The following is a 13,396-nucleotide window of genomic DNA, read 5'->3' as shown; positions in this document are numbered from 1 at the left end:
AATAAGAGAACTTCAGCTTATTATATATGCTGAAGTTCTCTTATTTCGTAACAAAAAGCCCCCACAAAAACGCCGCTTACAATTCCTTACTAATTGCTTTTCACATAACTAACCGCCTGACTCCCCATTTGCATCCAGGCCTTTTCAAAACTCTCTCTCGGTACTTTTACATCTAAACTGTCACTTAGAGGATCTCGAATATATACAAATTCCTTATCATATCCAACAAGTACAACACAATGTTCATTATACGTAATAGAAACATCTCCACTAGTTGTTTCCCATGTAGTAAATTCATCTTCATCTAATGGCGCAAATGTTGCATTTGTAATCATGACTACCGGTTGTCCTGATTTTACACTCTTATAAAGTTCTTCTATACTCTTCCCTGTTAAGTCCACAGCTTTGTTAGGTAAATACTTTTTCGCTAATTGAAAAAGTGGTCCATGATATACACCATATCCTGATTCAGAAAAGGTGTAAATATTTCCTACAAATCCTTCATTTGGATTCCCACGTACACCATCGTTCATAAAATCAACTTTCTTTATTTCATTTGCTAATTTCATCTTATCCACTGTAATGCCTGCGTATTGTAACATCATCGCTAAGCTCGTTACTTCGCAGCCTCTATCTAGTTCTGGTAATTGCTGAATGAAAGGTACATTTGATAAGATGACCTTTTCACCATCCTTACTAAACTCCGCTTCTTTTCCGCTTTGTATATTGAAGAATGTTAACTTCTCCACATACTTTGTAATTCCATTTGTATATACATTCCATACTGCTATAGCTAGTAAAGCCATACATATATACCACTTCCATCTCCGTATCACTCTCACGCCCTTTTTAGTTCGTTAAATACGAATAAAACGCGTCAGCATCCGTGCGAATCACCGGTACAAAATTTAGTTCTTTTCCTTTTTCAGGCTGATCTTTTTTTATTTTTTCGGCTAATTCTTGAACGTTCCTATTCGTTTTATCCATATTAAGCTCATCTGCCATTTGTAATACTTTTTGTTCATTAATTTCTTTTAATACTTGATATATATCTTTACCATACAAATCAATATGATATTTTTTGGCTTCTTCCTGTACTTTTTGCTCATACACTTCTTGTGCTAACGTTTCTATCTCTTTTCCTTTTTGTGAAATCCCTAACTTCCCTGCTTCCTCTCTTACTTTCGTTCCATAGATTTCTTCCGCAATTTCCTCTATTTCTTTTCCATTTGTTGAAATACCTAATTTATCCGCTTCATCGCTAATTTTAATCGTATTAATTTGAGTAATCAAATTTACAATTGATGTGTTTTCTATTGATATGCCTAACTTTAACGCTTCTTGCTTCACTTTTGTTTCATAGATTTCTTCTGAAAGAGTTCCAACATCTTTTCCTTCAATTGAAATTCCTAGCTGCTTCGCTTCTCTTCCTACTTCCGTCTCATGGATTTCTTTTTCTAGCGTAATTTGTTCTTTCCCTGCCGTTTCAATCCCTAAATTCTCCGCCTTTTCTTCTGTATGCACAGCATGTATCTTTCCATTGTTTAATTGTTCTTTATTGCGCTGCTTGTAATCTGTCTTTCCTTTTGATGTTTCAGAAGGAGAGGCACCCCCTAATATACTTAAACTCATTACTCCAATAGTGAATACCATCATCATTTTCTTTTTCAAAATTAATTCCTCCCTCTTACACTTTCTTTTCCATCATTCCCTATTCATAATCGAAATAACACTATGATCAATGTAATCTACTCAAATACCTTTTTATAATCGCTTCTTTATAGGGCGAACTTTCCGTATACAATACATGTTAAAAATAGTTTCTTAACTTTCCCTTAAAAAAAGACGACCTTGTAAAAACAAGATCGTCTTCTCACTTATATTCTTTGGTTTTTCGGAAGAATCACTTCAAAACAAGTACCCTCTCCCCATCTGCTCTCTACTAATATTTTCCCATAATGCTTTTCTACAATCCAGTTCGCGATTGAAAGGCCTAATCCCGCTCCTTCTGACGCACTTCTCGCTTTATCCCCTTGATAAAAACGATTAAATAGTTTTGGGATATCCTCATCTTTCACTCCTATCCCATCATCTTTCACTCGTATACGAATTGAACTGTTCATTTGCGTACAATCGATTTGAATATGACCACCTTCATTCGTATACTTCATCGCATTATCTAACAATATGACCATCATTTGATGAATCCGCTCTCTATCACCCATAAAAGATACGCCACGTTCTACTTTTAATATCATTTCTTTTTCTTGATAAGAAGCAATCTCCTTATATGGAGCTACTATTTCTTCTAACAATTTATCGAGTTCAAATGTTTTCTTATCCATCTCAATTTGATTAGAATCAGAACGTGCTAGCAATAATAAATTACTAACAAGTTTCGATAACCGCCTACATTCTTTTGAAATTGTAGAAATATCCATCGCTTTTTCTTCTATGGTAGAGGATGGTGACTGGAATAAAACATCTGTTTTTGATTGAATAACTGCAAGCGGTGTCCTTAGTTCATGTGATGCATCAGAAACGAATTGCTGCTGTTTTTCCCATGAATTTTGAATGGGTACAAGTGCCCTACCAGCTAAGAAAAAGCCAATTCCTATTGCACATAAACTTCCTACGCTACAACCTATCACAAGAATTAAAAATAAAGTATGTAACATTTCTTTTTCAGCTGTTATATCCCTTGCAATTTGAATTATTTTTGCATCTTTCTGAAATGCAAATATTCTAAAATATTGTCCTTGTACTTCTATATCTTGCAAAGTTCCTAATTTCTTTGGAGAAAACTTTTCCAAATTATCTTCAAAGATAAAACGACGTTTGCCGTTTTCAATATCTATCTCCACCGTGTTTCCCATCCAAGTTAACTCAATTATCCTTGGATCCCCAATTGGAGGATATCCCCTAATTTTTTTAGGTAGTTTTTTATCATCTGCATTCTTTCTATGTTGAACGGCTTTTTCTATCGATTCATTTACTCCACTATAAATACGCTTATATGTGTAAGAATAAATGATACTACCTAATACGCCTATCAAAATGATAAATACTAATGAATTCAATATAGTCAATCGAATACGCGTCTTCTGAAACATACTTCCCTTTTTCATTGTTCTTTTAATATATATCCAATACCTCGAACGGTTTGAATATCTTTCTGATAACCGAATGGCTCTAATTTTTTACGTAAATGATGTACATACACTTCTACAATTGCCACTGTCGTATCTGAATCAAATCCCCAAACACGATCAAAAATTTGTTCACGCATTAAAATCTTTCCGCTATTTTGAACAAGGTACTCTAAAAGCTCATATTGTTTTAATGTTAGCTTCATACTTTGTCCATCTACTTGAACATCTTTATCTTTTCCGAACAGTTCAATCCCTTTATATCGAATAGTCTGCTTCGTTGTTAAACTACCACTTCGCCTTAATAAAGCACGAATTCTTGCTTTTAATTCTGGGGCCTGAAACGGCTTAACGATATAGTCATCCCCGCCAAAATCCAACCCTTTCACGCGATCTTCTAAAGAATCTCTCGCTGTCAAAAATAAGACAGGTGTTTCAATCTTTTCATCACGTATTTTTTGAATTACTTCAAAACCGTCCATTTCTGGCATCATCACATCAAGTAAAATAGCGTCATATATATTTTGTAATGCTAGAAATAATCCATCTTCTCCATTCAATGCTGTATCTACTTCAAATTCATCGCATAATATTTGGACAATGGACTCTAATAAAGAAGCATTATCTTCTACTACGAGTAAGCGCATATTCTCACCTTCCACCATATCGTTCGATTCTATTTATAATCACATTCCTGCTTTTCCTAACAAAAGAATATAATCATATTTTGTAACTTCATTTTTAATTCGTTCTACACTTTTTCTTGATACAGAATTTTAAAGATTAATTATAAAGACTCTTCCTTAAATTTACCTTAATAAAAAATTGAAAGAAATAAGATTTCCCTTATCTCTTTCAATTTTTTACTACATATACCCTTTTGCTCGGCAATTCTAAACAATTTAGCTGGCCGCCATATACAGCACCGCCATCAATTCCTATAATACGATTGCTCCCAAAATATACGCCACAATTCTCACTACCGTGAAGCGTTTTTGTTTCCGTATGACCAAATACAACAACCTTTTCACCACTATACCCACTATGAAACTCATTACGAATCCACATTAACGTATATGGTTCACATTCAGAAACTCGTTTCAATGGCTCAACACCAGCATGTACAAATATATACTTTTCTGTTTCAATGTAATGATCTAATTCCTGAATAAACTTTACATGTTCATCTAATACACGAGATTGTAAAATCTTTTTTTGGAAATTCTCCTCATTAACCACAATATCTTCTTCTACAAATCCATAGCTGTATAACGTCTTGTCTCCACCATTCCTTTTTACCCAATGGTTCCATGAACGTTCCTCATCAGTCGTTAACGCCTTAATCATCATATCTTCATGATTGCCCTTTAGAACGAAGGCTCCATCTTCTTTTAACTCTTTTACTTTTTCAATTACTGCACGCGCATTTGGACCACGATCCACATAATCTCCCAGTAAAATTAATTGATCCTGTTTTGCATCGTATTGAGCTTCTTCCAGTAACTGTTCGAACTTTTCTATTTCTCCATGAATATCACTAATAACAAGAATTCTTTTCATATTATCACCCCTCTTTCTAATTATAGTTCAAAACGACAGAAACTTCAGAATTATAGATTAAAACCGTATTTATTACAGATACAACGATTATCCTTACAACAATGTAAGTCTCTTGTCATCCAATTCGATAGTTGCGATTGCTATATTTCCTTATACTAAAAGTAAGAAATGAAACAAAAAACAAGGAGAGATGAGATATGAAAAAAGTGATGGAAGTTATGGTAGCAGTGGCAGAGGTTTTCGTAAATGGCAAACAAGTTGCAATGGAGTTAAACAAATAATGAAAAGGACAAGATTCATTCTAGACCCTTTACTCATATAAAAGAGATAAGACTTCTTCATTTTTTTGATCCCTTATCTCCTAAAGAAAGCCGTATCCTTTTTCGGATACGGCTTTCTCTTATTTTTGACTCGTACGAGCTGAAATGCTAATTGCTCTATCTGTCGCTTTGGCAGCTTCATCTAACGCTTCTTTACTATTCTTTCCGTCATACATTGCTTCTAATGCTTTTACAACTGCATCTCGTGATTCTGGGAATACACTAATTAAAGCACCTTGTGTTGCTGGAGATTGTTTCGTCGCTTGCAATTGATCTACTGTTACTTTTAACTGTGGATATTTTTCATATTGCTCTTTTACTAATGGTTCATTATATGCATCTGGATTAATAGAGAAATAGCCTGTTGCAGTATGCCATTTTGCTTGTACGTCTGGCTTCGTTAAATATTTCATAAAGTCCCAAGCACCTTGTTGTGTTTCTTCTGAAACCATATTCGTCATCCATAATGATGCTCCACCAATAACAACACCATTTTGTTTTGAATCTTCTGGGTATGGAATATATGAAACGCCTACATCAAACTTAGATGCATCAATTAAATCACGAACACCTGCTGAAGAATCTAAATACATAGCAACTTGTCCAGACTGGAACGCCGCACGAATATCATCCCAACTTGCTCCATACTTTCCTAGTGCACCAGCTTTATTTAACTCATCTAGCATCCCAAATACTTTTTGTCCTTCTTTACCATTAAATACAGCTTTCTTTGCAGCATCTTTACGACCATTTTCATTATCTACATATAAAGCGCCTTGTGTCGCTAACAACTCTTCAAAGAACCAACCATAATTCAGCATTGAAAATCCATATTGTTTTACATTTCCGCCTTCTTTAATCGTTAACTTTTTCGCTGCTTCTTGTAATTCCGCATATGTTTTTGGAGCTTTCTCTGGATCTAAGCCCGCCTTTGCGAAAGCATCTTTATTATAAATTAATACTGGTGTAGACGAATTAAATGGCATAGAATACATTTTTCCATCAACTGAATAATAATTTGTAATTGCTTTTTCCAATTTTGAAGTATCGTACTTATCTTTTTTTATCCAGCTATCAATTGGCGTAATCTTTTTGCTATCAATCATATATTTTGTTGTAATTTCACTCGACTGAACAAGAGCTGGCGCTTCTTTCGTTGCAGACATCGTTCTAAATTTCGTTAAAGACTCTTCATATGTCCCTTGGAACTCCGCCTTTATCTCGTATTTATTTTGCGACTTATTATAGTCTGCAACAAGCCCATCTAGCACACCTTGTGTTTTTCCACCCATCGCATGCCAAAAACGAATTACAGTTTTATCACCATTTTTTTCAACTGGTGCTACTTTTGCCTGCGCTTCCGGTTTTCCTTCTGTTTTACTATTTGAACAAGCTGCACTAGATAATGCCATTGTTGCTATCATTAATAGAGCAGCACCTTTTTTAACTAGACTCATTTTAATCTCACCTTCTCTTAGTTATTTAATTGCACCTTTTGTTAATCCTTGTTGTAATTGCTTTTGCCCTAAAAATAGTAGAATCAATGTCGGAATTACGATAACCGTAACACCGGCCATTACGCTTCCCCAATCAGTTGCAACTTCTTGAGACTGAAGCTGCTTCACACCAATTTGGACTGTTCTTACCTTTTCATCAGTGGTCACTAAAAGTGGCCATAAGTACATATTCCATGTTGTTAAAAAACTATATACTCCAAGCGTAATAAAACTCGTTTTACAATACGGAATTACAACGCTAAATAAAAACTTTACATTTCCAATCCCTTCAATAAAAGCAGCTTCTTTCAGTTCATTCGGAAGCGTCATAAAGTGTTGACGTAGTAAGAAAATACCGAAAGCTGTTGCAAAAAACGGCACTGTCATTCCAGCGAAGCTATTGATCCAACCAAAGTTTTGAATCGTTAAAAAGTTAGGTACCATCGTCGCTTCCCACGGAATAAGCATCGTTGAAATAAACAGGAAGAAAATAAGATTTCTTCCTTTAAACTGAAGAAAGACGAAAGCATACGCTGCTAAGCTTGATACTATAAGTTGTCCAATCATAACAACTGTCGATACAACTAAACTGTTATATAAGTATGTAAAAAGCGGTACTTTTTGAAAAATATTAATAAAATTATCAAAAGTAAATTGAGTCGGAAATAACCTTCTCATTTGAATATCGTCTGGTGTCATAAAGCTTATTAAAAATGCATAGAGTACAGGAAAAAACACCATTACTGCACTAATAATGAGCAGCATGTATAATAGGAAATTTTGTTTCCACTGTTTAACGATCATTTATAATGCACCTTTCTCTCAGCAAACTTGAATTGAAGTAATGTAGCAATGAAAATGAAAATAAATAATACCATCGCTTGTGCACTTGCTGTTCCAAATTGATGATTCACAAATGCCTCTTTATAAATCGAATATACAATTAAATTCGTTGCATCATTTGGTCCACCATGCGTTAAAATATCAATTTGTCCGAAGCTTTGGAACGCACTAATTAACGTTACTGTCACGATAAAGAATAAAGTTGGTGATAGCATCGGTAATGTAACACGACGAAGCTTATATAAATAGCTAGCACCATCTATAGATGCACTTTCATATAAAGACGTATCAATGTTTTGTAAACCACCTAATATAACTAAAAATGCAAATCCTGTATTCACCCAAACCGTTGTAACTGATACAGAGAACAATGCCCAATCTGGACTCGTTAACCATGCGATTGCAGGTAGATTCATAGAGGCTAATATATTATTAAATAATCCGACACTTGGATGAAATAAAAATAGCCAAATCACCGCACTAGCAGCTACTGATATTCCCATAGTGGAAGAAAATAACACACGGAATACCCCAATACCTCTTACTTTTCCATTTGCAATCAATGCAAGAAATAAAGCGAGTATAATACTCGTAGGCACTGTATATACAACAAATAATAAAGTTGACTTTATGCTTTTGTAGAAAGCAGGATCAGAAAATAAGTATTGATAATTTTCTAAGCCAACGAAAAGATTAGCTTCTCCGTGTATATCTGTTAAATAAAAGCTATAGTAAATCGTCCTAAATAATGGATAAAAAAGAAAAATCGAGAACAATAAAATAGATGGCGCTAAAAATAATAATCCTATTCTTAACTCTTTCGTTCTACTCCATAAATTCTTCTTTTTTACCACCTTTGCTTGGGCTGGTAACTTGCCTACTTCAATCATTATTTCGCCACCACTTTCAACTCTTCTTCAGCTACCACTTTTAATCGTTCATTCGTATTTTGATGAAAGAAGCATAACTTATCTTGTGAGAATAATAATTTTACTTTGTCACCTTTGTTCAGGAGTAGCTGTCCAATGACTTTTGCACTCCAAGTTGTTCCATTTATTGCGAAGTTTAATATAGATTCGTTGCCTAATACTTCTACAGATTGTAGCGTAACTTCTTGTCCTTCCTCAGACAGGGCAATATGCTCAGGACGCATGCCTATGCGAATTATTCCTTCTGGTAATTGCTTTAACTGTCCAATAGATAACGGAATTTGCAATTGCCCTATATGTAATACACCTTTTTCTTTGTCTACTTCTCCATCATCTATATTCATCGAAGGAGACCCTATAAAACTTGCAACAAATTCATTTGCTGGTTCGTTATAGATGTCAAGCGGTGTTCCAACTTGCTGTATACTTCCTTTATTTAAAACCATGATACGGTCCCCCATAGTCATCGCCTCTATTTGATCATGAGTAACGTAAATCATTGTAATTCCTAAACGCTGCTGAATTTCTCTAATTTCAATTCTCATTTGCGCACGTAATTTCGCGTCTAAATTCGAAAGTGGTTCATCCATTAAACAAATCGGTGCTTGGCTCACGATTGCTCTAGCAAGCGCAACACGCTGTCTTTGTCCACCTGATAATTGACCTGGTTTCATTTTCACATACTCTTTCAGCCCTACCATTTCAATAGCTTCCATTAATCTCTTTTGCCGCTCTTCTTTTTGTACTTTCCTTACCTTAAGTCCAAATAAAATATTTTCTTCTACAGATAAGTGTGGGTATAGTGCATAATTTTGAAATACCATTGATAGATTACGATCTTTCGGCTCTAAATCATTAGCAACACGTTCATTAATAATTAAATCCCCCGAAGAAATTTCTTCTAGGCCAGCGATCATTCGTAATAATGTGCTTTTCCCACATCCTGAAGGCCCAACTAAAACAAAAAACTCGCCCTTCTTAATGTGAACCGATACACCCTTAACCGCTGTCTCTTCTGCATTTTTATATACCTTTGAAACATTTTTCAATTCAATCACAAGATTGCACTCCTTTTTTCTTCTTGTATCCATACTTCATAGTGACTCGTCGAAATCGCACTCGCTCCTGCACGAATGGCAACTTCTGCATCTTCTCGCGTTTGAATCAATCCGCCTGCAATGATAGGAAATTCTATTTCCTCTGCTAACTGCTTAATAATGGAAGGCATAATACCAGGCATAATCTCTACTGCATTCGGTTTAGTCGTTTTACAATTTTCAATTGATTTTGTAAGAGATAAAGTATCGACAATAAAAATACGTTGGATCGTTTTTAATCCAATTTTATTGGCATTTCGAATTGTCGATCCTTTTGTTGAAATAATGCCTTGTGCTCCGATAACGTCTTGAATATACAAAAGTGCTTCCTCTGTATTCGTATTTAAACCTTGTATAAAATCACAATGAAGAAAGACATCATGTCCATGTTTCTGTAATTCATATACACGCTCTGGTAATTCCAGCATTGAACCCGTCATAAGAAAAACTGTTTTCGGTAATTTTTTGTATGTGTTGTATCCTTTCCAATCCTTTATCATCGCAATATAAGGTTCTTTAAACATACATTCCACCTAACTTTTCTGTTTTTATCCAAACTAAAAACACCTACTTACATAGAACACCTTTCTCCTTATTTGAACTCTAGGGAATAGAGCACACCTAAGAAAGTGGCACGTTATATGTAAGCGGGTGTTCTCAAATGTTCTCTACCCTAGTTATTTTATTACCTTTACTATATTACGCATTTATTAAGTCAGTTTTGATAGATTGTTAATTAGCCGTTAACCGAATGTTAATATTCACCATATCCCCTTAACATTAATCTAGATATAAAAATAAACCCCCAACAGTAAACCACTATCTTTAAAATTTAAGTAATATGCAAATCCATTCCATAGTTAATCAGTTTTAGTTTTCTTGCAACTGCTTGTGAAGCATAATTATCCCAAGAAGTACTATAAAGTGGAATGCGTTTATCTTCTTGTATTGATATCGCCCAGGCTGTAACAACATCAGTACCATATCCATTCCCTTGAAACTCTGCTAAAGTTTCCACACTCGCCTCAGCAGCTACAGGCGTACTCCTAGCACTGCAACATATAGAAACTACCTTTTCATTTTTTACAATTGCAAAGTAAGGTTGCCTCCACTCCATCTGTTCTATTAGATGAGGAAAATTTTCTCGTAAAAGCTCTTTATTCTTCTCTGTTATCTGTATTGTTCTAGTTGGCTTATGTAAATTATTAGAGAACATGAAAGCAGGGCCCATCCAAATATTTTTTACTGTTCTTTCTTCATTTAATACATGAATAATCTTTGCTACCTCTATATGATTTGAAGGTTCTCGAATTAAGTTCTCAATCTTACTTACCATTTCATCATCCAGATCACAATGATATCTCGTTATACTCCCTTCACGAGTTCTGCCAAGAAAAAAACGTGGTGCTTTCGGATTTCCTTGTTCATTTACATATTTCATTTTCCCTACTTGATTATGAACAAATAAAACCTCTACTTGAATTGCTATTAAATCAAGTTCTGAGAGCCTCATTTATATCCTCCTTAGTTACTTCATATACCATTTACAATCTATTTTTCATGCTCAAAATAAAAATCCCATTTACATACACATTACTGAATCCATCATGCTAACTGATTTCTTCATTCTGTCTATCTAAATGGGATTATTTTTCGTTTTTTATTCTACTGGTTGTTGTGGCTGTACTACTTCATTCGCTCCAGCTGCCCTCAACATATTTGCAATATCTTTAAAACCTCTTTTTTCAGCATATTGCAGTGGCGTAATATTTTCCTTATTGGCCATATTTACATCTGCCCCGTGGTCAATAAGCATTTGAATTACTTTCTTATGGTTTTCACTACCATTTCCTAATACGATTGCTTCTACTAAAGCTGTTCCACCACGAGCATTTTTATAATTCACATCAATATCTGTATGCTCTAACAATTCTTTTACGACCTCTACATGGCCACGCTCAGATGCAGAAATAAGTGCTGTTCCACCTGACTTAGTCGTTTCTTTCGTATTAACTCCTGCATTAATTAATACTTTTACAATATCCGTATAGCCTTCTCTACTTGCATAAAGAAGTGGATTGCTTTGTTTCTCATCTTTAATTTCAATATTAGCCCCTGCACCAATTAATGCTTTCACTGTCTCTACATGATTTTGGTACGTTGCTGCAAGGACAGGTGTTTCTCCGTTGTCACCTTCTACATTTATATTCGCTCCATCTTGGATCAACTTCATAGCTGTTTCTGTGTCTCCAAGAGTTGCAGAAAGTAGCAACTGTTTGTCCATTAAATTTATACTTTTTTCTTCTTTAGATTCTTCCTGTTCTTTATGCTTCTCTTTTTTCTTTTCGTTTTTCACATGAACCGGTTTCGATTCTGGCTCTTCTTGCTTATCGCAAGCCACTACCGTCATTAAAAGTCCTAATAACATACATAATAAAATTTTTTGTTTTCTCACAACTACAGCTCCTATGAAAGATAATGTTTTCTTAACCATTCCTCCATCACATACAATAACTCTTCTTGAGTACATTTATCCATAAGCCCTTTATATTCCTTCTTTAATCGGATTATCTAAACTTATATTAGCGAAGCAATTAGTTTAGCACGATTTTACCGCATTTGTATACATTTCTAAAAAGTACATAAAGTTCAACTAATAATCAGTGGGGGTTTTCTTCATCCCCACTGATTATTAGTTGAACCAATCGGGCTTTTATGGGCAGCCCGCCCCCCACCTAACTTCTTTGCTTTCACTGCATTTTGAGGTGGGGGTCTTACTGCCCATTAAAGCGGGATAAATGATTGCTTTAGGTTACTATATTCCATTGTAACCGTTCTTCTAAAAATTTTACACCTTTTCTATATTTGCACCTGAATAATACTAGAAAAAGACAACTATATAGTTGTCTTTTTCTAGTATTAATGATGCGCACCGTGATTTCCCTTTTTCGGGTTCCCCATCATTTCTTTATTCATTTCCCATTTATGCTCTGCTAGCTCTTTATACGAAAGAATTTTCCCCTTATAGTTAGATACAAAGCTCTCTGCATCTTTTTTGTTTTTAAATGAAATGACATTATAAGCCATTGGTGTTGTAATTGTTTTATCATATACATAAGTAGCGTCTTCTAACGAAACCCAATCTTTCGAATCATAATCTCGAACAAATTTTTCTTTCGTCTTTTCACCTGGATTAATCTCCATCCATTTATACATACAACCGATATCATCAAACTTTAATGCTTTTCCATTTTCTAAAATGATTTGTGTTGCAAATTGATTATCCATTACCCCAATTTGGCAAATATCACACTTATCATGTTTCTCATCAATTGCCACAGCCTCTGCTTGTTTCTTACCACATCCTACAGTTGTAAAGACAAAGAATAAGCATATAGCAAGCATCACATACTTTGTTCTCATTCTATTTCCTCCCTAACCGTATCTTCTACAAGGAGCATATCAAAAACTTGTGTGCGATTTGTGAAAAAACAATGTGTCTTTTGTAATATATAGAACAAAAAAGATGTGTAGTCCTCTCTACACACCTCTCATCATTCACAACCTGTAATTAATAAATCATCTTCCAACCTAACTAATAATGTACCTGTATGAATTTGCTGCCCAACAACTACATTTACTAATCTTATATTTCCACTGATGCCGACTGCAACCTTTTCAAGTTCACCGTTATTTTTTCGGATCATCATTAATTTTTCCCACTCATATACGTAAGAAGATTCATTAACAAAAATCTCTTCTACTTTTCCTTCATAAGAACTACAAATCTCTTCCATTCTTGTTTTCATATAAAATCTACTCCCTATTTCACACTTCAATATTTTCATCTTATTCTACCATTCTTATGGAGAGCAGCTTATTTTTAAAAAATTCAAATTAACTACCGTGAACAAAATGACCAAAATAAAAATTATGCTTCTAATGATGTTATTTTTCAAATTATTTACCATTCAAATAGATACTTTTATGATAAACAAAAAA

Annotated in this window: 14 protein-coding genes; all 14 read right to left on the bottom strand. The window is 34.5% G+C overall.

Annotated elements, in window-relative coordinates:
* Window positions 1-89: 89 nt before the first annotated feature.
* A complete protein-coding gene (locus ACTFRN_RS17220; RefSeq protein WP_041184472.1) occupies window positions 90-836 on the bottom strand; it encodes a C39 family peptidase in 747 nt (248 codons plus the stop codon).
* A gap of 13 nt (window positions 837-849) precedes the next feature.
* Window positions 850-1,671, bottom strand: a complete 822-nt coding sequence (locus ACTFRN_RS17215) for a hypothetical protein (RefSeq protein WP_014893329.1) — start codon at window positions 1,669-1,671, stop codon at window positions 850-852.
* 206 nt (window positions 1,672-1,877) lie between these two features.
* Window positions 1,878-3,128, bottom strand: a complete 1,251-nt coding sequence (locus tag ACTFRN_RS17210; protein WP_014893330.1) for a sensor histidine kinase — start codon at window positions 3,126-3,128, stop codon at window positions 1,878-1,880.
* Complete coding sequence (locus tag ACTFRN_RS17205) at window positions 3,125-3,796, bottom strand: response regulator transcription factor (RefSeq protein WP_001238610.1); 672 nt, start codon at window positions 3,794-3,796, stop codon at window positions 3,125-3,127. Before ACTFRN_RS17205 ends, ACTFRN_RS17210 begins: the two co-directional genes overlap by 4 nt.
* A gap of 208 nt (window positions 3,797-4,004) precedes the next feature.
* Complete coding sequence (locus ACTFRN_RS17200; RefSeq protein ID WP_000821960.1) at window positions 4,005-4,709, bottom strand: metallophosphoesterase family protein; 705 nt, start codon at window positions 4,707-4,709, stop codon at window positions 4,005-4,007.
* 400 nt (window positions 4,710-5,109) lie between these two features.
* Window positions 5,110-6,486 (bottom strand): ABC transporter substrate-binding protein, encoded by a 1,377-nt coding sequence (locus ACTFRN_RS17195; protein ID WP_000060585.1) that lies wholly within the window; start codon window positions 6,484-6,486, stop codon window positions 5,110-5,112.
* Window positions 6,487-6,507: 21 nt separating this feature from the next.
* Window positions 6,508-7,329: a carbohydrate ABC transporter permease gene (locus ACTFRN_RS17190; protein ID WP_000635951.1), complete on the bottom strand. Its 822-nt coding sequence runs from the start codon at window positions 7,327-7,329 to the stop codon at window positions 6,508-6,510.
* Window positions 7,326-8,258: a carbohydrate ABC transporter permease gene (locus tag ACTFRN_RS17185; protein WP_000573570.1), complete on the bottom strand. Its 933-nt coding sequence runs from the start codon at window positions 8,256-8,258 to the stop codon at window positions 7,326-7,328. Before ACTFRN_RS17185 ends, ACTFRN_RS17190 begins: the two co-directional genes overlap by 4 nt.
* Entirely contained in the window at window positions 8,258-9,355 is a 1,098-nt protein-coding gene (locus ACTFRN_RS17180) for an ABC transporter ATP-binding protein (protein ID WP_124878378.1), read from the bottom strand. Before ACTFRN_RS17180 ends, ACTFRN_RS17185 begins: the two co-directional genes overlap by 1 nt.
* Window positions 9,352-9,918 (bottom strand): glycerol-3-phosphate responsive antiterminator, encoded by a 567-nt coding sequence (locus ACTFRN_RS17175; protein ID WP_000472010.1) that lies wholly within the window; start codon window positions 9,916-9,918, stop codon window positions 9,352-9,354. Before ACTFRN_RS17175 ends, ACTFRN_RS17180 begins: the two co-directional genes overlap by 4 nt.
* A gap of 308 nt (window positions 9,919-10,226) precedes the next feature.
* Complete coding sequence (locus ACTFRN_RS17170) at window positions 10,227-10,907, bottom strand: GNAT family N-acetyltransferase (protein ID WP_014893331.1); 681 nt, start codon at window positions 10,905-10,907, stop codon at window positions 10,227-10,229.
* Between the two features lie 147 nt (window positions 10,908-11,054).
* Window positions 11,055-11,924 (bottom strand): ankyrin repeat domain-containing protein, encoded by an 870-nt coding sequence (locus tag ACTFRN_RS17165; RefSeq protein WP_000287347.1) that lies wholly within the window; start codon window positions 11,922-11,924, stop codon window positions 11,055-11,057.
* A gap of 389 nt (window positions 11,925-12,313) precedes the next feature.
* A complete protein-coding gene (locus ACTFRN_RS17160; RefSeq protein WP_088106332.1) occupies window positions 12,314-12,817 on the bottom strand; it encodes a nitrous oxide reductase accessory protein NosL in 504 nt (167 codons plus the stop codon).
* 131 nt (window positions 12,818-12,948) lie between these two features.
* Window positions 12,949-13,203 carry a biotin/lipoyl-binding protein gene (locus ACTFRN_RS17155; RefSeq protein ID WP_000857646.1) on the bottom strand — a complete coding sequence of 85 codons (255 nt, stop codon included), beginning with the start codon at window positions 13,201-13,203 and terminating at the stop codon, window positions 12,949-12,951.
* Window positions 13,204-13,396: the final 193 nt, after the last annotated feature.

Origin of the sequence: Bacillus cereus group sp. MYBK245-2 (genome assembly GCF_051916145.1) — a bacterium.
Lineage (GTDB): Bacteria > Bacillota > Bacilli > Bacillales > Bacillaceae_G > Bacillus_A > Bacillus_A pacificus.
This window is presented reverse-complemented; position numbering and strand designations above follow the sequence as displayed.

What these genes read in the sequence shown, in the direction of transcription:
- ACTFRN_RS17185 (WP_000573570.1), bottom strand. Translation starts at nt 8,258, where the DNA reads ATGATTGAAGTAGGCAAGTTACCAGCCCAAGCAAAGGTGGTAAAAAAG.
- ACTFRN_RS17200 (WP_000821960.1), bottom strand. Translation starts at nt 4,709, where the DNA reads ATGAAAAGAATTCTTGTTATTAGTGATATTCATGGAGAAATAGAAAAG.
- ACTFRN_RS17195 (WP_000060585.1), bottom strand. Translation starts at nt 6,486, where the DNA reads ATGAGTCTAGTTAAAAAAGGTGCTGCTCTATTAATGATAGCAACAATG.
- ACTFRN_RS17155 (WP_000857646.1), bottom strand. Translation starts at nt 13,203, where the DNA reads ATGAAAACAAGAATGGAAGAGATTTGTAGTTCTTATGAAGGAAAAGTA.
- ACTFRN_RS17175 (WP_000472010.1), bottom strand. Translation starts at nt 9,918, where the DNA reads ATGTTTAAAGAACCTTATATTGCGATGATAAAGGATTGGAAAGGATAC.
- ACTFRN_RS17190 (WP_000635951.1), bottom strand. Translation starts at nt 7,329, where the DNA reads ATGATCGTTAAACAGTGGAAACAAAATTTCCTATTATACATGCTGCTC.
- ACTFRN_RS17160 (WP_088106332.1), bottom strand. Translation starts at nt 12,817, where the DNA reads ATGAGAACAAAGTATGTGATGCTTGCTATATGCTTATTCTTTGTCTTT.
- ACTFRN_RS17205 (WP_001238610.1), bottom strand. Translation starts at nt 3,796, where the DNA reads ATGCGCTTACTCGTAGTAGAAGATAATGCTTCTTTATTAGAGTCCATT.
- ACTFRN_RS17210 (WP_014893330.1), bottom strand. Translation starts at nt 3,128, where the DNA reads ATGAAAAAGGGAAGTATGTTTCAGAAGACGCGTATTCGATTGACTATA.
- ACTFRN_RS17165 (WP_000287347.1), bottom strand. Translation starts at nt 11,924, where the DNA reads ATGTACTCAAGAAGAGTTATTGTATGTGATGGAGGAATGGTTAAGAAA.
- ACTFRN_RS17170 (WP_014893331.1), bottom strand. Translation starts at nt 10,907, where the DNA reads ATGAGGCTCTCAGAACTTGATTTAATAGCAATTCAAGTAGAGGTTTTA.